General features: G+C 61.9%; 17 protein-coding genes. 4 read left to right on the forward strand and 13 right to left on the reverse strand.

What is annotated here, in order from left to right:
* Positions 1-18: 18 nt before the first annotated feature.
* Both lptE and leuS read right to left on the reverse strand, forming a co-directional pair.
* Positions 19-624 carry an LPS assembly lipoprotein LptE gene (gene lptE / locus D886_RS0103745; RefSeq protein WP_027592619.1) on the reverse strand — a complete coding sequence of 202 codons (606 nt, stop codon included), beginning with the start codon at positions 622-624 and terminating at the stop codon, positions 19-21.
* A 60-nt stretch (positions 625-684) separates the two neighbouring features.
* Positions 685-3,291 carry a leucine--tRNA ligase gene (leuS, locus tag D886_RS0103750; protein WP_027592620.1) on the reverse strand — a complete coding sequence of 869 codons (2,607 nt, stop codon included), beginning with the start codon at positions 3,289-3,291 and terminating at the stop codon, positions 685-687.
* 227 nt (positions 3,292-3,518) lie between these two features.
* Here leuS and D886_RS0103755 point away from each other — a divergent pair, with 227 nt between their 5' ends.
* Both D886_RS0103755 and D886_RS0103760 read left to right on the forward strand, forming a co-directional pair.
* Complete coding sequence (locus D886_RS0103755) at positions 3,519-3,833, forward strand: hypothetical protein (protein ID WP_027592621.1); 315 nt, start codon at positions 3,519-3,521, stop codon at positions 3,831-3,833.
* A gap of 132 nt (positions 3,834-3,965) precedes the next feature.
* Complete coding sequence (locus tag D886_RS0103760) at positions 3,966-4,727, forward strand: YdcF family protein (RefSeq protein ID WP_027592622.1); 762 nt, start codon at positions 3,966-3,968, stop codon at positions 4,725-4,727.
* 126 nt (positions 4,728-4,853) lie between these two features.
* Here D886_RS0103760 and lnt read toward each other — a convergent pair whose 3' ends face one another.
* From lnt to D886_RS0103780, 4 genes are read right to left on the reverse strand one after another with little or no spacing between them, the layout of a single operon-like run.
* A complete protein-coding gene (gene lnt / locus D886_RS0103765; protein ID WP_027592623.1) occupies positions 4,854-6,371 on the reverse strand; it encodes an apolipoprotein N-acyltransferase in 1,518 nt (505 codons plus the stop codon).
* A gap of 8 nt (positions 6,372-6,379) precedes the next feature.
* A complete protein-coding gene (locus tag D886_RS0103770) occupies positions 6,380-7,219 on the reverse strand; it encodes an HlyC/CorC family transporter (RefSeq protein WP_027592624.1) in 840 nt (279 codons plus the stop codon).
* A 25-nt stretch (positions 7,220-7,244) separates the two neighbouring features.
* Entirely contained in the window at positions 7,245-7,718 is a 474-nt protein-coding gene (ybeY, locus tag D886_RS0103775) for an rRNA maturation RNase YbeY (RefSeq protein ID WP_027592625.1), read from the reverse strand.
* Positions 7,711-8,709 (reverse strand): PhoH family protein, encoded by a 999-nt coding sequence (locus D886_RS0103780; protein WP_027592626.1) that lies wholly within the window; start codon positions 8,707-8,709, stop codon positions 7,711-7,713. Before D886_RS0103780 ends, ybeY begins: the two co-directional genes overlap by 8 nt.
* A 250-nt stretch (positions 8,710-8,959) precedes the next feature.
* Between D886_RS0103780 and D886_RS0103785 the strand changes: the two genes are divergently transcribed.
* Positions 8,960-9,286 (forward strand): DUF1820 family protein, encoded by a 327-nt coding sequence (locus D886_RS0103785; RefSeq protein WP_027592627.1) that lies wholly within the window; start codon positions 8,960-8,962, stop codon positions 9,284-9,286.
* 6 nt (positions 9,287-9,292) lie between these two features.
* On the opposite strand, the gene D886_RS0103790 is transcribed toward D886_RS0103785, so the two are convergent.
* The 4 genes from D886_RS0103790 to D886_RS0103805 all read right to left on the reverse strand — a co-directional run bounded on the left by D886_RS0103790 (position 9,293) and on the right by D886_RS0103805 (position 12,763).
* Entirely contained in the window at positions 9,293-9,838 is a 546-nt protein-coding gene (locus D886_RS0103790) for a tetratricopeptide repeat protein (RefSeq protein ID WP_027592628.1), read from the reverse strand.
* A 188-nt stretch (positions 9,839-10,026) separates the two neighbouring features.
* Positions 10,027-11,310, reverse strand: a complete 1,284-nt coding sequence (gene hemL / locus D886_RS0103795) for a glutamate-1-semialdehyde 2,1-aminomutase (RefSeq protein WP_027592629.1) — start codon at positions 11,308-11,310, stop codon at positions 10,027-10,029.
* Between the two features lie 17 nt (positions 11,311-11,327).
* Complete coding sequence (gene thiE, locus D886_RS0103800; protein ID WP_027592630.1) at positions 11,328-11,951, reverse strand: thiamine phosphate synthase; 624 nt, start codon at positions 11,949-11,951, stop codon at positions 11,328-11,330.
* Positions 11,952-11,965: 14 nt separating this feature from the next.
* Entirely contained in the window at positions 11,966-12,763 is a 798-nt protein-coding gene (locus D886_RS0103805; protein ID WP_027592631.1) for a hydroxymethylpyrimidine/phosphomethylpyrimidine kinase, read from the reverse strand.
* 265 nt (positions 12,764-13,028) lie between these two features.
* Between D886_RS0103805 and D886_RS0103810 the strand changes: the two genes are divergently transcribed.
* Positions 13,029-15,017: a hybrid sensor histidine kinase/response regulator gene (locus tag D886_RS0103810; protein WP_027592632.1), complete on the forward strand. Its 1,989-nt coding sequence runs from the start codon at positions 13,029-13,031 to the stop codon at positions 15,015-15,017.
* A 453-nt stretch (positions 15,018-15,470) separates the two neighbouring features.
* Here the strand turns inward: D886_RS0103810 and D886_RS0103815 are convergent, their stop codons facing one another.
* From D886_RS0103815 to D886_RS0103820, 3 genes are read right to left on the reverse strand one after another with little or no spacing between them, the layout of a single operon-like run.
* Positions 15,471-16,076 (reverse strand): hypothetical protein, encoded by a 606-nt coding sequence (locus D886_RS0103815; protein ID WP_256214916.1) that lies wholly within the window; start codon positions 16,074-16,076, stop codon positions 15,471-15,473.
* Positions 16,077-16,098: 22 nt separating this feature from the next.
* A complete protein-coding gene (locus D886_RS27600) occupies positions 16,099-16,476 on the reverse strand; it encodes a hypothetical protein (RefSeq protein ID WP_081717446.1) in 378 nt (125 codons plus the stop codon).
* Entirely contained in the window at positions 16,469-17,875 is a 1,407-nt protein-coding gene (locus D886_RS0103820) for a PAAR domain-containing protein (RefSeq protein WP_027592634.1), read from the reverse strand. Before D886_RS0103820 ends, D886_RS27600 begins: the two co-directional genes overlap by 8 nt.
* Between the last annotated feature and the right edge of the window lie 88 nt (positions 17,876-17,963).

Consider the following 17,963-nt stretch of genomic DNA (forward strand, 5'->3'; position numbering starts at 1 on the left):
AAGGTGCCCCGCACGGGCTCAGTTGCCCGGAACTTCCATTGGCGACTGCTGAGGCGTTTCCGCCTGCTGACGGCGTGCCGCTTCCAGCGCGGCGGCTTCAGCCTGGGCGCGTTCGTCGGCTTTACGCTGCAGCTCGTCGAGTTGCGTCGGGGTCAGCATCTGCAGGCGTACGACCATGGCGTTGACCAGGTCGCGGCGCATTTCGTCACGTGCCCGTTTGGCTTCCTGCTCGGAACCGGTGATGTTGGAACCGTCACGCACGTAGACCTTGCGCATTTCCAGTTTGTCGCTGAGCAGTTCCAGGTTGTTCAGGCCCTGAATGCTGTAGTTCAGTACCGTGGTCAGCTCGTACTCGGCCGAGCGGCTGCCACCGGTGTAGGTCGCGGCGCGTTCGTTTTCCTGCTCGTTGGTCAGCACCAGGCGGTAAGGCGCGCCCGCGTGCACGTTGACGCCGTTACGCTCCAGAACCTGACGCAGCTGGGTCACGGTTTCGCCATAGGCATTGCGCGCGCTGACGTCCATCTCTTTGACGCTCAGCTCGGTGGTGCCGGTGCCACGCAGCTGGAAACCGCAGGCGCTGAGCACGACGGCCAGGCCGATTACCAGCAGATTGCGTTTGATCATGTTGTTGCTCCCTCTTGGGCCTGTACCGCCCGCCCGCAGAACCTGCGGGCGGGCGTGCCATCAATTGGCGACGATGTTGACCAGCTTGCCCGGTACCACGATGACCTTGCGGATGGTCAGGCCATCGATGAAGCGCAGGACATTCTCGTTGCTGCGGGCGGCGGCTTCGATTTCCTCGCGGCTGGCGGCGGCCGGCATTTCGACCTGGCCACGCAGCTTGCCGTTGACCTGCACCACCAGGACGATGCTGTCCTGTACCAGTGCGCTCTCGTCGACGGCTGGCCAGCCAGCATCGATGACCGCCTGGTCGTGGCCCAGCGCCTTCCACAGTTCGTGGGAGATGTGCGGGGTGATCGGCGCCAGCAGCAGGGTGACGGCTTCAAGGCCTTCCTGCAGCAGGGCACGGTCCTGTTCGGTGGCTTGCGGGGCCTTTTCCAGGACGTTCATCACGGTCATCACCTGGGCGATGGCGGTGTTGAACTTGTGGTACTGGCCCACGTCGGTGCTGGCCTGCTTGATCGCGGCGTGGATGGCGCGGCGGATGACCTTTTGCGCGTCGTCCAGCGTGGCGACATCCAGCTTGCCCGGCAGGCCCTGGCTGACGTGGCCTTGGGCCAGACGCCAGACACGGCGCAGGAAGCGGCTGGCACCTTCGACGCCGGAATCGGACCACTCCAGGCTCATGTCGGGCGGCGATGCGAACATCATGAACAGGCGGCAGGTATCGGCGCCGTAGGCTTCGATCATCGATTGCGGGTCGACGCCGTTGTTCTTCGACTTCGACATCTTCTCGGTGCCGCCGATTTCCACTGGCAGGCCGTCGGTCTTCAGGCGGGCGCCAATGATCTTGGCCTTGGCGTCACGTTCGATCTCGACATCGGCCGGGTTGAACCAGTCCTTGCCGCCGTTGCTGGCAACGCGGTAGTAGGTCTCGGCGACTACCATGCCCTGGGTCAGCAGGTTCTTGAACGGCTCGTTCGAGGTGACCAGGCCTTCGTCACGCATCAGCTTGTGGAAGAAGCGCGCGTACAGCAGGTGCAGGATCGCGTGCTCGATACCGCCGATGTACTGGTCGACCGGCAGCCAGTGGTTGGCGGCTTTAGGGTCGACCAGGCCTTGGTCGTAGTTTGGCGAGGCGTAGCGGGCGAAGTACCAGGACGACTCGACGAAGGTGTCCATGGTGTCGGTTTCGCGCTTGGCCGCCGTGCCGCATTTCGGGCAGGTGCATTCGTAGAACTCGGGCATGCGCGCCAGCGGCGAGCCGGCACCGTCCGGTACCACGTTTTCTGGCAGGGTGACCGGCAGCTGGTCTTCCGGCACCGGCACGTCGCCGCAGGACGGGCAGTGGATGATCGGGATCGGGCAGCCCCAGTAACGCTGACGGCTGATGCCCCAGTCGCGCAGGCGGAACTGGGTGCGCGACTTGCCGAGTTCCTTGCGGATCAGGGCGGCTTCGATGGCGTCGAAAGCGCCGGCGAAGTCCAGGCCGTCGAACTCGCCGGAATTGATCAGTTGGCCATGCTCGCCGTAGGCAGCCTGCCACTCGTTGCCGACTTCATCGCCAGCGCTGGTGCGCACCACGGCTTTGACCGGCAGGTTGTACTTGTGGGCGAACTCGAAGTCGCGCTCGTCGTGGGCCGGCACGGCCATCACGGCGCCATCGCCGTAGTGCATCAGCACGTAGTTGGCGACCCAAACCGGCAGCTTCTCGCCGGTCAGCGGGTGTTCGACCAGCAGGGAAGTGGGCATGCCCTTCTTCTCCTGGGTGGCCATATCGGCCTCGGCGACGCTGCCGCTCTTGCACTCGTCGATGAACGCCTGCAGCGCCGGGTTGCCTTGGGCAGCCTGGGTGGCCAGCGGGTGTTCGGCGGCGACGGCGACGTAGGTGGCGCCCATCAGCGTGTCAGGACGGGTGGTGAAGACCTTGAGGGCGCCTTCGTGGCCGATGCTGGCCTGGTCGAACGGGAACTGGACTTCCATGCCACGCGATTTGCCGATCCAGTTGCGCTGCATGGTCTTGACCTGTTCAGGCCAGCCCGGCAGCTCGTCGAGGCTCTCGAGCAGCTCGTCGGCGTAGTCGGTGATGCGGAAGTAGTACATCGGGATTTCGCGCTTCTCAATCAGCGCGCCCGAACGCCAGCCACGGCCGTCGATGACCTGCTCGTTGGCGAGCACGGTCTGGTCGGCCGGGTCCCAGTTCACGGTACCGTTCTTGCGGTAGATGACGCCCTTTTCGAACAGGCGGGTGAACAGCCACTGTTCCCAGCGGTAGTAGTCCGGCTTGCAGGTGGTGACTTCACGTGCCCAATCGATGGCCAGGCCCAGGCTCTTGAGCTGGGTCTTCATGTAGTCGATGTTTTCGTACGTCCACTTGGCCGGGGCGACGTTGTTTTTCATCGCCGCGTTTTCCGCGGGCATGCCGAAAGCGTCCCAGCCCATCGGCTGCAGGACGTTTTTGCCCAGCATGCGCTGGTAGCGGGCAATCACGTCACCGATGGTGTAGTTGCGCACGTGGCCCATGTGTAGCTTGCCGCTCGGGTACGGGAACATCGATAGGCAATAGTAGGTGTCTTTGCCTGGCTGTTCGGTAACAGCGAACGATTGTTGCTCGTCCCAGAAGTTCTGGGCGGCGGCTTCGATATCACGGGGCGTGTATTGTTCGTGCATGGCTACTTTTGGCTGAGAGAGAAGAGACCTTGTTCCAGGCAGCGGAACCTCGCTGCAACCGGTACTCCGGTGTCGTTTAGAGTGAACGCCGTAGCATACAGCAGCGCTGCGCATCGTGGGAAACCTTGATTGTGAATGCCCGCTGGTCGCGGCAAACGGCTGCTTTTTAGAGTGACGCTAAGCTCAGGTGTGGGGGGAGATATTTTTATCTTCAATGAGGTGAACGGATGGGAGAGACGCAGCTACCCGCAATCAAACCGGAGCTTTACGAACGCCTGATCGACCGCCTTGGCCTGGCATTGGAAGTTGCCCGGACGTCGGTACGATTGCGCGACGAGAGTCCAGCCGAGCTGGAGTTGCGCGGCCTTAGCCACGCAGAGTTCGAAGTGATCAAGGCCTACCTGGAATCCCTTCCGGAGCGCCAAAATGCCTGTGCCGGCAGTTACCCGCAAGCGGAGCCGACATCGGCCAAGATCATCTGGCTCAAGGACAAGAAACGCCCCGCCAGCACGGCGAGATCCAGGACGCTGCCGCATCGTTAGCCGTTCAGGACGCCAGGCGCAGGCCATCGCGCGCCGGTTCTTCAATACACTTCTCACGATCGTCGCCGGCCGCACACTTGTTGCCCGGCGTCGATCCTCTTAGGCTGCACGCCTTCCATGGAGGTGTAGCCGATGCCCATTCGATTCTTCATCAAGCAATGGCTGATGCCGCCGGGCGTCCTGTTCCTGCTGCTGCTGGCCGCCTGGTGGCTGCGTACCCGCCGCCCGCGGCTGGCGGGGCTGTGCTTTGCAGTGGGGCTGGGTGGCCTGTGGCTGATGAGTTTGCCCCTGGTGGTGCAGGAGTCGGCACGGTTGCTGGAAACCGAACCGCCTTTGCAGGTCAGCGAGTGGGCGGGCCTTGCCGGCAGGGCGGATGCCATCGTCGTGCTAGGTGCCGGGCGTGAGCGCGGCGACCCGGCTTGGGGTGGGGATGACCAGCCTACGGCAACGGCCCTTGAGCGCATGCGCTTTGCTGCGCGGCTGGCCAAGGCGTCGGGGTTGCCGGTGCTGACCAGCGGTGGCTTGCACTACGGTACGCCGCCGAGCGAGGCGCGGTTGATGGCGGACCGCCTGCATGAGGATTTCGCGGTGCAGGTGAAGTGGAAGGAAGAGGACAGCCGCACGACCTGGGAAAATGCCCAGATGAGCGCCAAGGTGTTGCAGCCGTTGGGTATCCGCCGGGTGGTGGTGGTGACCCAGGCGTGGCACATGCAGCGCTCGCGCTGGAGCTTCGAGCAGGCCGGGTTCGAGGTGGTGCCGGCGCCGGTGGGATTCCTCGGGCGTGATCATGCACGGCCGTTCGGTGGGTTGCTGCCGGAGAGCCGGGCCATGTGGCAAAGCGGGCAGTTGCTCAATGAAGCCGTTGGGTTGTTGGGGTATCGGTTGTTCTATTGAGCCTTGTATTGCTTGTGCTGGCCTCTTCGCGGGTAAACCCGCTCCCACAGGGTCTCCACTGTCGTCGAGGCCAGTGGAGATCCTGTGGGAGCGGGTTTACCCGCGAAGAGGCCGGTGCAGGAGAACTCAAACGGTCTTGGCGATGCGCCCGGCCAGCAACGCCCAGCCCAGCAACAGCACACAGAGGATCGCCAGCGGCCACGAGCGCCACTGCAGGTAAGGCGTCAATTGCTGCATCGGCACCACCTCGCCATACAGCACCGCCTGCTGGAACTGCGGAATTTGCGTGGTAATGCGCCCGAACGGATCGATCAGCGCGGTTATGCCGTTGTTGGTGGCGCGGATCATCCAGCGGCCGGCTTCCAGTGCCCGCATCTGCGCCATCTGCAGGTGTTGCAGGGGGCCGATGGAGGTGCCGAACCAGGTGTCGTTGCTGATGGTCAGCAGCAGGTCGCTGCGCGCCGCCAGGCTCGCCGCGAACTCGGGGTAGACCACTTCGTAGCAGATGTACGGCGCGATCTGGTAACCCTTGGCCTGCAACAGCGGCTGGTCTTCGGGGCCCCGGGCAAAGTCCGACATGGGCAGGTTGAAGAACTCGATCGCGCCACGCAGCATGTCTTGCAGCGGCACATACTCGCCAAACGGCACCAGTTTCTGCTTGAGGTAGGTGCCGTCGCCTTCGCCGGTCACGGTGATGCCGTTGTAATAGCGGCGTTGGTGGTGCACCACCTCACGTACGGGGACGCCGGTGATCAGCGCCGAATGCCGCTCGGCGGCAAAGCGGCCCATCACGTCGATGTAGCCCTGGGCCTGGTCCTTGAGCACCGGGACCGCGGTTTCGGGCCAGATCAGCAGGTCTACGGGCTTCGAGGTGAAGGTCATGTCGCGGTACAACGCCAGCTGCGCGTCGATGTGCGCGGGGTCCCATTTCACCTCTTGCTCGACGTTGCCTTGGATGGCGGCCACCTTGAGCGGATCACCCGCAGGCTTGGTCCAGGCGTGCCCCTTGAGGGCCATGCCCAGTACCCAGGGGCCCAGCAACAGCACGCCGGCGACGGCCAGGAACGAGGGCCGGGCGCGTAGCCGATGCAGGTTGCACAGCAAGGCAGCGCTAAGCGCCAGGGTGAAGGAAATCAGCCACACGCCGCCTAGCGGCGCCAAGCCCGCCAAGGGGCCATCGAGCTGGCTGTAGCCCGCATAAAGCCAGGGGAAGCCGGTCAGGAACCAGCCCCGGAAGGCCTCTTGCAACAGCCACAGGGCAGCGAAGCACAAGGCATCGGCCAGCGGCGCCTCGTTGCGCCGCAGCCAGCGCGCCCACAGCCACGTGGGCAGGGCGAAGAACCAGGCAAGGGCGGCGAAGAACGCCAGCAGCAGCAGGATCGCCAGCAGCGGCGAAGCGCCGCCGTAGGTGTTCATGCTGACGTAGATCCACCAGGTGCCGGCGCCGTACAGGCCAAAGCCGAAACACCAGCCGCGGCCCATGGCCTGGCGCGGGCTGAGCTCGCGCAGGCCAAGGTAAAGCAGGGCGATGGACAACAGGGCCAGCGGCCAGATGTCGAACGGCGCCAGGGCCAGGAGGGTGGAAGCGCCGGCCGCCATGGCCAGCAGGTTACCGGGCCAGCCGGGGCGGGTGATCCAACGCATGATTGTCCTTAGCGGGTGATCGGTGTCAGGCGCAGCAGGTGAATCCGCCGGCTGTCGGCATTGAGAATGCGGAACTTGTAGGCACCGATCTCGGTGGTTTCGTTGCGCTTGGGCAGGTGCCCGAACGCGCTCATCACCAGGCCGCCCACGGTGTCGAATTCGTCATCGGAGAAGGTGCTGTCGAAGAACTCGTTAAAGTTCTCGATCGGGGTCAGCGCCTTGACCAGGAAGTCGCCGCTGGGCAGCGGCTTGATGTAGCTGTCTTCCTCGACGTCGTGTTCGTCCTCGATGTCACCGACGATCTGTTCGAGCACGTCCTCGATGGTCACCAGGCCTGCCACACCGCCGTATTCGTCGATGACGACGGCCATGTGGTTATGGTTGGCGCGGAACTCGCGCAGCAGCACGTTCAGGCGCTTGGACTCCGGCACGAAGGTGGCCGGGCGCAGCAGGTCCTTGATGTTGAAGCTGTCGCCGTTCTCTTTGAGGATCAGCGGCAGCAGGTCCTTGGCGAGCAGTATGCCCAGCACATCATCGTGGCTTTCGCCGATCACCGGGTAGCGCGAGTGCGCGGCGTCGATCACCGCCGGCAGGAACTCGCGAGGCGATTGGCTGGCCTTGATGCTGATCATTTGCGAGCGCGGCACCATGATGTCGCGCACCTGCAGGTCAGCAACCTGGATAGCGCCTTCGACAATGGTCAGCGCTTCGCTGTCGAGCAGCTTGTTCTGATGGGCTTCGCGCAGCAGCTCAAGGAGCTCCTGGCGGTTTTTCGGCTCATGGGCAAAAGCCTGGGTCAGTTTACCCAGCCAGGACTTTTGCCCGTTGCTCGATCGATCTTCGCTCATGGCGGTTCTCGTGATCCTTGCAGTATCAGTGTGTGATGGTTTCGTCTTCATCGTCGGCATACGGGTCAGGGTGACCCAGTTCTGCCAGCAATTCTCGTTCCAGGGCTTCCATTTCCTCGGCTTCGTCATCGTCGATGTGGTCGTAGCCGAGCAAGTGCAGGCAGCCGTGGATGACCAGGTGCGCCCAGTGGGCCTCCAGGGTTTTGCCCTGTTCGGCGGCCTCGCGCTCGACCACCGCCACGCAGATCACCAGGTCGCCCAGCAGGGGGATATCGAGCAGGTCATCAGGCACGTCGGCCGGGAACGACAGCACATTGGTCGCGTAGTCCTTGTGCCGGTAGGTGTGGTTCAGCTCGCGGCCTTCGGCTTCGTCGACCAGGCGGATGGTCATCTCCGAGTCGGCGCTGCGCTGGCGCAGGGCCAACTCGCACCAGCGGCGGAAGGCAGCATCGTCAGGGGCGGCGGCGTCCGTGGCCCGTTGCAAGTCAAGTTCAAGCATCTTTGCCGGGTGCCTCTGGCTTGGCCTGACGGCCTTCGAAGCGGTCGTAGGCCTCGACGATGCGTTGCACCAGTGGGTGACGAACCACATCTTTGGGTTGGAAATGGGTAAAGCTGATACCCGGAACGTCCCGGAGCACCTCGATCACGTGCGCCAGGCCCGACTTCGTGCCACGGGGCAGGTCGACCTGGGTGATGTCACCGGTGATCACCGCCGTCGAGCCGAAGCCGATGCGGGTGAGGAACATCTTCATCTGCTCGAGCGTGGTGTTCTGGCTTTCGTCGAGGATGATGAAGCTGTTGTTCAGGGTACGGCCACGCATGTAGGCCAGCGGGGCGATCTCGATTACCTGGCGCTCGATCAGCTTGGCCACGTGTTCGAAGCCCAGCATTTCGTACAGGGCGTCGTACAGCGGGCGCAGGTACGGGTCGATCTTCTGTGCCAGGTCACCGGGCAGGAAGCCGAGCTTTTCGCCCGCTTCGACTGCCGGGCGTACCAGCAGGATGCGGCGCACTTGCTCGCGCTCCAGGGCATCTACGGCACAGGCCACGGCCAGGTACGTCTTGCCGGTACCGGCCGGGCCGATGCCGAAGTTGATGTCGTTGGCCAGGATTTCCTTGACGTACCGCTGCTGGTTGACACCGCGCGGGCGAATGTTGCCCTTGCGCGTGCGCAACGAGACGCTGACCTCGTTGACCGCCGGGTTGTCGATGTTCTCGACGGTCGATTCCTGCAGGTACAGGTGGACCGTTTCTGGCGACAAGTCGGTGGCCTTGGCCTCGCGGTAGAGGCGGCGCAGCAGTTGCTCGGCAGCGGAGGTGGTCTTGGGTTCGCCGATCAGTTCGAACTGATTGCCGCGGTTGCGGATCTCGATGGCCAGGCGTTGCTCGATGAGGCGCAGGTGCTCGTCGAACTGGCCGCACAAGTTGGCGAAACGGTGGGCCTCGAAAGGTTCGAGGATGAAACGATGAGGTTCTATGGGTGCGTTCAAGGTCGTTTTTAGCCGCCCGACGGCAATGGGTGTGAGCTCAAGAATAACCCTTGAATGGCAGTGGCGAAAGCACTGAAACGTTCAACGGTATGTAGGGCCTGTTCTGGCCTATTCGCGGGTGAACCCGCTCCCACAGGTACTGCGCAGGTTTCAAGGCCGGTGGAGAGCCTGTGGGAGCGGGTTTACCCGCGAAGAGGCCGGCACTGCTATGATGCGCACCTTTTCTTACGCATGTGTTATCCCGCCAACCATGAGCAAACGCGAACCCGCCATCTATAAAGTGATCTTCCTCAACCAGGGGCAGGTCTTCGAGATGTATGCCAAGCAGATCTACCAGAGCGACCTGTGGGGCTTCCTGGAAATCGAGGAGTTCGTCTTCGGCGAGCGCACCCAGGTGGTGGTCGACCCCAGCGAAGAGAAGCTCAAGAGCCAGTTCGAGGGCGTGATCCGCAGCTTCGTGCCGATGCATTCGATCGTGCGCATCGACGAGGTCGAGCGCTTGGGTACGGCGAAGATCAGCGAGGCCAAGGGCGGCGGCAATGTGATGCCGTTCCCCATGCCGATGCCAGAGAAGTAGGGCGTTTCAGGGAAGTGGCGAGAACGGCGAGCGCCCTTCGGCGTTCTGCAGTTCAAGCAGGTACTTGCGGAAGATCTGGCCGAGCACCTGGGTCGCGTGTTCCAGCTCGTCGCGGGGCATCTGCTCGGTCACTTCGTCGGCCATGTCCAGCGCATCTTCGGCGCCGTTGACCGCCGCCATCTTCAGCAGAATGTAGGCCTGCACGTTATTGGCCTTGACCCCTTCGCCGCGGAAAAACATGGCGCCAAGCCGGTATTGGGCCTGGGCGTGACCTTGCAACGAGGCCTGCTGAAACCAGTTCAGGGCCTTGTTCAGGTCTTTGGGCGTCTGGGTGTAGTAGTACTCGCCCAGTTCGAACTGCGCCTGGGCATCCCCCGTCGTCGCCGTCTGCTCGCAGGCCTTGAGGGCATTGGCGAGGTCTTCTGGCTGAACATTCAGGGTGCAGCGGCTCGTCGCTGGAATCAGCAATGAGTTACCACCCTCCGCCAGGGCCAGCAGGGGCTGAAGAAGCAACAGGCAGCCCAGGGTCAGGGCGCGGCCGGTGCGGTTCATGGGGATCGACTTACCTCTGCAAAGCTGCGGCCAATGTCTCTGGTGGCACATTATGGGATAAGCAGCGCCAACCTTACAAAGTTTTACGCGAAATTCTGTCGGGTTGGGGAAGTCAGCTGATTGTGTAGGAGCGGCCTTACGTCGCGAAAGGGCTGTAAGGGCGCTCCTACAGGGGCAAATGTGGCGGTTTACTTCAGTGCAGCAAAGGCCTTTTCAGCCGCATCCAGGGTGATCTGCAGCTCCTTGTCGCCATGGGCGATGGAGGTGAAGCCCGCCTCGAACGCGCTTGGCGCCAGGTACACGCCACCGTCGAGCATCAGGTGGAAGAAGCGTTTGAAGCGATCCGCATCGCTGGCCATCACGTCATCGAAGGTGACGATGTCATCGGCGCCGCTGAAGTACAGGCCGAACATGGCACCCGCCTGCGTGGTGACGAACGGTACGCCAGCGGCATCGGCACGCTGTTGCAGGCCGTCGAGCATGCGGCTGGTGAAATCGGTCAGTTCGGCGTGGAAGCCTGGGCGGCTGATCAGTTTCAGCGTGGTCAGGCCGGCGGCCATGGCCAGCGGGTTGCCCGACAGGGTACCGGCCTGGTAGACCGGGCCCAGCGGGGCGATGCAGCCCATGATCTCGCGCTTGCCGCCGAAGCAGCCGACCGGCATGCCGCCGCCGACGATCTTGCCGAAGGTCGACAGGTCAGGGGTGATGCCATAGTGGCCTTGGGCGCCGCCCAGCGAGACGCGGAAGCCGGTCATCACTTCGTCGAAGATCAACACCACGCCGTGCTTGTCGCACTGCTCGCGCAGGCCTTCGAGGAAGCCCGGGGCTGGCGGTACGCAGTTCATGTTGCCGGCGACCGGCTCGACAATGATGCACGCCACGGTCTGGCCAACGTCAGCCAGGGTTTTTTCGACCGCGGCAATGTCGTTGAACGGCAGGGTCAGGGTGTGTTTGGCGAAGTCCGCCGGCACGCCCGCCGAGCTTGGCACGCCCTGGGTCAGAAGGCCCGAGCCAGCTTTCACCAGCAGGCTGTCGGAGTGGCCGTGGTAGCAGCCTTCGAACTTGATGATGGCGTCGCGGCCGGTGTAGCCACGGGCCAGGCGGATGGCGCTCATGGTGGCTTCGGTGCCCGAGCTGACCATGCGGACCATTTCCATCGACGGCACGAGCGAGCAGACCAGGTCGGCCATCTCGGTTTCCATGGCGGTCGGGGCGCCGTAGGACAGGCCGTGTTGCAGCTGGTTGCGCACCGCGTCGAGCACTTCAGGGTGGCCGTGGCCGAGGATCATCGGGCCCCAGGAACCCACGTAGTCGACGTAGCGCTTGTCGTCTTCGTCAACGACATAGGCGCCTTCGGCGTGCTTGAAGAACAGCGGCGTGCCGCCAACGCTCTTGAACGCGCGGACGGGCGAGTTGACGCCGCCCGGGATGTGCTTCTGGGCTTGGGCGAACAGGGTTTCGGAACGGGACATGGGATCTTCTCTCGAAATCAGGAAGCGAACAGGGCGTTGAAGGCACGGGCGCGGCGGGTGACTTCCTGCGCGCTATCGGTACCAAACAGGCCGTGGATCACCGCCAGCAGGTCGGCGCCATGGGCGACCAACGGGGCAGCGTTGTCGAGGGTGACGCCGCCGATCACGGCGATCGGCAGCTTGACCTGGGCGCGGGCCTGTTCCAGCAGGTCGAGGCTGGCGGCCGGTGCGCCCGGCTTGGTCACGGAGTTGAAAAAGCGACCGAAGGCCACATAGCTGGCGCCTTCGCTGGCGGCCTGGCGGGCCAGGTCGAGCTGCGCGTGGCAGGTCGAGCCGATGATGGCCTCGCGGCCCAGCAACGCCCGGGCCGGGGTCAGCGGGCCGTCGGTCTGGCCCAGGTGCACGCCGACACCCAGGCGTGCGGCCAGTTCGGCGTCGTCGTTGATGATCAGCTGGGTGTCGTAGCGCTCGCACAGTTGCTTCAAGGCTTCGGCTTCGCGCAGGCGACGCGCGGCGTCGTCACTCTTGTCGCGGTACTGCAACAGTCGCACCCCGCCGTCCAGGGCCGCTTCGACATGGGACAGAAAACGGCCGGCGAGCAGCTGGCTGTCGGTGATTGCGTACAGACCGCGTAGCTTCATCTGAAAGCCTCGTATCAGGAGCAGAAATCCAGGGGCAGGCGGCGCGGCACGTACTGGCCCTTGCCCAGTTGCTCGGCGTCACGCAGGGTGCGCCAGGTGTAATCCAGGGCACTGCGCACAGCGCTTTGCAGTGCTTCGCCCAGGGCCAGTCGGCCGGCCAGGGCGCTGGCCAGGGTGCAGCCGGAACCGTGGTAGCTGCCTGGCAGGCGTTGGCAGGTCCAGGTCAGGCGTTGGCCATCGCGGCTGTACAGGCGGTTGTGGATTTCGTCTTCGTCGCCGTGACCCCCGGTAATCAACAGGTGTCTACAGAACGGCAACAGTTTCTCGGCACACTCGTCGGCGGTGCCTTCAGGCAGCTCGGCGAGAATGCGCGCTTCCGGCAGGTTCGGCGTGGCGATGGTCGCCAGCGGCAGCAGGCGTTCGCGCACGGCGTAGCCCACTTCGTCCTTGCCCAGGCGGCCACCGCCACCGGCACGCAGGACCGGGTCGCAGACCAGCGGCAGGTGCGGGTGGGCGGCAAGCAGTTCGGCGATGGTGTCGACCATGTCGATCGAACCGAGCATGCCCAGCTTGACGGCCGCTACCGTGGAGTCAGCCAGCACGGCGTTGGCCTGGGCCAGCACCCACTCGCGGTCGAGCACGCGGAAGTCGGAAACATTGACGGTATCCTGGACGGTCAGGGCGGTCACCGCGGGTGCGGCGTGACAGCCTTGGGCGATCAGGGCTTCGATATCTGCCTGCAAGCCGGCGCCGCCACTGGGGTCGTGGCCGGAGAGACAGAGGACAACGGGGCGGGAGCTGTAGGTATTCATGGGCGGCGAGCTTACCACCAAACCCATTTGTGGGGATCGTCCTACAAACGAGTTTTGCTGATCGACTGGTCAGATTCAGGTGTGTTGTTCTGCTGAAAGTATTGATTTAGAGCCTTTTGGCCGCAATTCGAGATGGCCGATTGCCAGGTAGGAAAGCTATGCTAGAGTGCTCGGATAACTCGACAAACGGGTTCTGCCGGATTACGTCGTCTCAAACGGATGGGAGGCAACCGCGACGCGACCGGACAGGCCATGCTGGGGCTGTATGCGCTATTTGCTGATTGTGCTTCTGGGCTTGTTGCCCGTGCTGGCCGTTGCGGTCGACTTCGACGACGCTACCCGCCATCTTCCGCTGGGCGAAACCCTTCAGGTCTTCGAAGACCCTGATGGCAGTACCAGCATTGCCCAAGTCAGTGAGCCCACGTTCGCCAACCACTTTCGGGCCCATCACGAGCCTGTGTTGAACGCGGGTTATTCCACGTCGGTGTTCTGGTTGAAGATCGACCTGCGTTACCTGCCGTCGGCCACTGCCACCCCCCGCCAATGGCTGCTGGAACTGGCCTACCCCCCCCTGGATCACCTCGAGTTGTACCTGCCCGACAGCACCGGTACTTACCGCCTGGCCCAGCGCACGGGCGACGCCTTGCCTTACGCCAGCCGGCAGATCCGGCAGAACAACTACCTGTTCGAGTTGCCGCTGCCCCCAGGCCAGGCGACCACCGTCTACTTGCGCTTGCACAGCCAGGGTTCGGTGCAGGCGCCGCTGGCGCTATGGTCGGCCGAGGCCTACATGGAGGACCAGCCCACGCGCTTGTACGTATTGGGCATGATCTACGGCGTGTTGCTGGTGATGCTGGTGTACAACCTGTTCATCTACCTCAGCGTGCGGGATGTCAGCTACCTCTACTACATCCTCTACATCGCCTCGTTCGGTCTTTATCAGGTTTCGGTGAACGGTGCGGGGGTCGCCTACTTCTGGCCGGACAGCCCCTGGTGGGCGAATGCCTCGACGCCCTTGTTCATTGGCGCTGCCGGTTTGTTCGGCTGCCAGTTCGCCCGGCATTTTCTGCAATTGGGCAAGATCAGCCGTGGCTTCGACCGGTTGTTGCAACTGCTGATGCTGGGCGGTGGGCTGGTGATGGTCTTGGCCGTGAGCATGCCGTATGGCATCGCCCTGCGCATGGCCACGGTGCTGGCGTTGCTGTTCACCGTCAGCATCTTTGCCGCTGGCGTGTATGCCTGGTCGCGCGGTTTGCGGGTGGCGCGCTGGTTCATCATCGCCTGGTCGGCGTTTTTGCTGGGCGGGCTGGTCAACACCTTGATGGTGCTGGGTTACTTGCCGAACGTGTTTATCACGATGTATGCCAGCCAGTTGGGCTCGGCGCTGGAGGTGGCGCTGCTGTCGCTGGCGCTGGCCGACCGTATCAACAGCCTGCGCGAGCAACAGGCGCAGACCCTGCGTGAAACCGGTCGAACCCTGGAGCAGTTGAACCTGCAACTGGCCAGGAGCAACCGCTTGAAGGACGAGTTCCTGGCCACGGTCACCCATGAACTGCGCACCCCGATGAATGGTGTGATCGGCTCGCTTGAGCTGATGCACACCCTGCCGATGGAGGCCGAAATGGCCCAGTACCATCGCACAGCGGTCACGTCGGCGCAGAGCATGATGGACATGGTCGACGACATCCTCACCCTCTCCGAGCTGCAGGGCGGCCGCTTGCGTGTGCAGGCCGCGCCCTTCAGCCTGCGTAACATGCTGCAAGGCTTGCGAGCCGCACACGCTGGCCAGGCGCTGGGCAAAGGGTTGTACCTGAGCCTGGACATACCTGCCGATCTGCCAGACGCGCTGCTGTCCGATGCGCAAAAACTGGCCCGTTGCCTGGGTTGCCTGCTGGACAACGGCCTGAAGTTCACCGATCAGGGTGGGGTCATGCTGCAGGTGCGCGGCCAGCGCCTGGGGCCGGACAACTTGGCGCTTACCTTCACGGTCAGTGACAGCGGCATCGGCTTTGATGATCTCGACCAGGCCACGCTTTATCAGCGTTTTTTCCAGGTTGACGGTTCCATGACCCGGCGTTATGGCGGGCTGGGGATCGGCTTGTCGATTTGCAGGCAGATGGGCGAGTTGCTGGGGGCCACGCTGTCGCATGAATCTACGCGCGGGTTGGGGAGCCGGTTCGAGTTGACGATGAAAGTCGCGATATCGCAGGTGCAGTTGCCTCCGCACTCTCAGCAGACGCGTCGCTCCTTCTAGTAGTAGGTGTATCGATAGCGGGCAGGACGCGTTTGGGGCTGACAGGCGCCCGCCACGGGAGGTATAGCGCCTGGGAAATCGAGCGCCGCCCGCGCGGCGCATTGCAGCACAAGGCTGCTCCTATATTTCTTCCGGGCCAGTTATTCCGCGCGATCCCTTGGTGCATGGCGCGATATCGTGCCGGACCAACAAGGCGGTCGCGCGCCGCCCTCACAGGCGTGACTGGCCCGAAACAGATGTAGGAGCAGCCTTGTGCTGCGAAGCGCCGCGCGGGCGGCGCTCGGTCTCATAGGCGCTAAATGTGTTGTGGCGAGCACCTTTCAGCCCTGATGCATTCTCAAATCATGCCCCCGCGACCTACAACAACTCCAGCCTCTTGCTACGCATCTGCGCAGGAGCCATGGCCAAGGCGTTGCTGGATGATACACCTCAGCCAAGGCTAGGCAGCGCGGGTTACTGCATTAAGGGTGCGTAAGCCGACAAATAGCCAAAAAGAGCGGTAATGGGCATCCAGCAGACAATCAGCCATAGAACATTTGCCCAAGTTATTTTTGAATTTTCAAACCCACACGCATCACCCTCACAAACATTGACTGATTGCTGTATCTGTACCATTGCCACCGAGAAAAAGGTGGTGTAGAGGAGTGTGAGCATAATCGGGATTAGGGTGAAAGCTGAGAGTGGCAGGCTATCGAATAACTTTTCGGATATATAGAATTCCCAGCCCACTATCATCAGGATGGGTGCGTAAAGCATCAGAGTGACACCGACCGCACTACCTTCTACAGGCCGGTTCGCTTGAGTGCAGCGCGCGACGATTTTTTTCATTAGGAAGTAGATTGTTACAGCGCCGAAAATTGTACAAAGCAGCGGGATGAGTCTGAGACCATGCTGACCTCTAATGAGTAACCAGTGTCGATAGTGCCAGTAATAAAGGTACAGGCCCATTGATAAAAAAGCCATGATTATGAGTTTTGAAATGGAAATGATATAGAGTTGTGTTTCTTGTGGGTGTGAGGTGGTTGGTGATTCGGGATGGTGCTTCTGGGCTGAGGTCATAAGGGGTGGTCTCTCAGATAGGCTATTCGAAGAGGAAATTTACGGCTATCCAGATGATGCCGATGATGTTCAATGATGATGAAAAAAGTATTTTGCTTTTTAGCTTCTTAGGGAATTGTAGGTAATCTCGCTCATCCATAATCCCTCTGCGAATACTTGAGTTTGGTGATCCGATGGCGCCAGCGATTACAGAAATTACTAGCACTCTGGAGCCAATCTTTTTCTCCCCCCACATGCCGGTCGCAAATGGAAGGCACGCACTCCGTTGGAGTGCCGAAGTCATCTCTTTATATTGGCGAGAGCAGGCGATATGAACATCAGTAGCAAGGCCGATCAAAATTAGGCATGCAGGTGTTGCTAGCAAGAATAGTCTTAGTTTTAAGTCAAGGTGCTCAATCATCTGCAAAGACCTCGAAGACTAATTCGCCTAGTTTTTCACCATATTCCATGCCGGAGACGCTGCCAGCCAAGGCACCTGCGCCAGTGATTACTACTCCACATGCGAGAGTCCCAGGTCCGAATCTCCAGCAAACATTCGCAGAGACTCTGACTGATATTTTGCCGGCCGCCCAGCCGCCAGCTAAGCCGCCAGAGAAATTACTTGCCTCAGTAACTTTGACTTTTTCGCAAGCTTTGGAGTTCCCCTCTTTACATACTTCAGAGACTTTAATTGCCGAGCCGATGCCACCAATGGTAATCCCTATACGTCCACCTGTTTTCAAATATTTGGCCATCTTGGCCAGCTTATCCAAATGTGTCGCGTAGCCAGGAATCTGTGTCGGTCCTCCCGCCTTGCTCCAGTGATGCACCAAACTTCTCGACGAGATTCCCAAGTCCCGCCGCAGACTTTGATAGTTTCCGAGGTTGAGGCGTTTATTCAGAACGGTCGCTTTCAAGTTCGCACTCAATTGCGTGAACAGCTTTTGACGTTCTGCAAAGAACTCAGGGTGCCGAAGATGCCCGTGTTTGATGAATTGGTCTTTATGAAGATGTTCGATTTTTTGCAAAATGGCGCTGAGTTCATCCATCGACTTGGCAACCATCGCCTCGCTCACACCCATCGCCAGGCTCACATCACTGAGCAGCCCGGCAATCTCGGCCTGATGACGCATCATGAATTCGGCTTCTTCTGGTGTCAGGCTCGCCAACGCTTCCCGTGCCTGTTTCGCCGCACTCATCGCCTGTAGCTCTTCACGGGTGCACACCGGGCGCCTCTGGCCGTCGCCGATGACAAAGATTTCGCCTGCCTTGAACCCACTCTGATACGTCGGGTTCAGCCGTTCCAGGATTGAACGCGGCAAGTTGGCCTGTGGCGCGCCGAGCTCTGCCAGGACTTCCTGGTAGGTCATGCAGCGCGGGAGGATATAAAAGCCAGGTTCCATGGCTTGCGTAGCGGGCGAGGGCTGAAACCCCTCAGGTCGGTAGCTACTGCTTGTCGGGCTACTCGTTTGGGCCTGTGGCTGTGCCTCATAGACGGTCGCAGGAGCGGGCGCTCTGCGCGGGGTCGGCCCATTGGGGGCCCGCGCAACCAAGCGATTGCTGCCTATGGGGCAACCGCACTGAACCAGGGCGCCATCCACGGCGGTCGGTATCCCGTCCTGCTTCCATCGACGTTCGCCTTCAACGATGGTCCCTTCGTTACCGCAGAGTGGGCAGGGTGTTGTTTTGTCGCCCACCAGCAGCCAGCCGCTCCCGTGTACACGCCCACGTGCCTGGCCGGCGATACAGATGGCTCCTGTGGTGGTCTGGTCGCCGTCGAGTCCCTGGCCTTTGCCAAGGATGTTCATACGCTGGCTCATGGTTCGATGCTTCCTGAAAGGCTGGAAGCCCGAACCTAGCACTCTGGAAACGGCACATTTCACTGGAAGAATGGTTTAGGAAACCTCC

It is taken from the genome of Pseudomonas sp. LAIL14HWK12:I7 (assembly GCF_000483465.1).
Taxonomy (GTDB): domain Bacteria; phylum Pseudomonadota; class Gammaproteobacteria; order Pseudomonadales; family Pseudomonadaceae; genus Aquipseudomonas; species Aquipseudomonas kermanshahensis.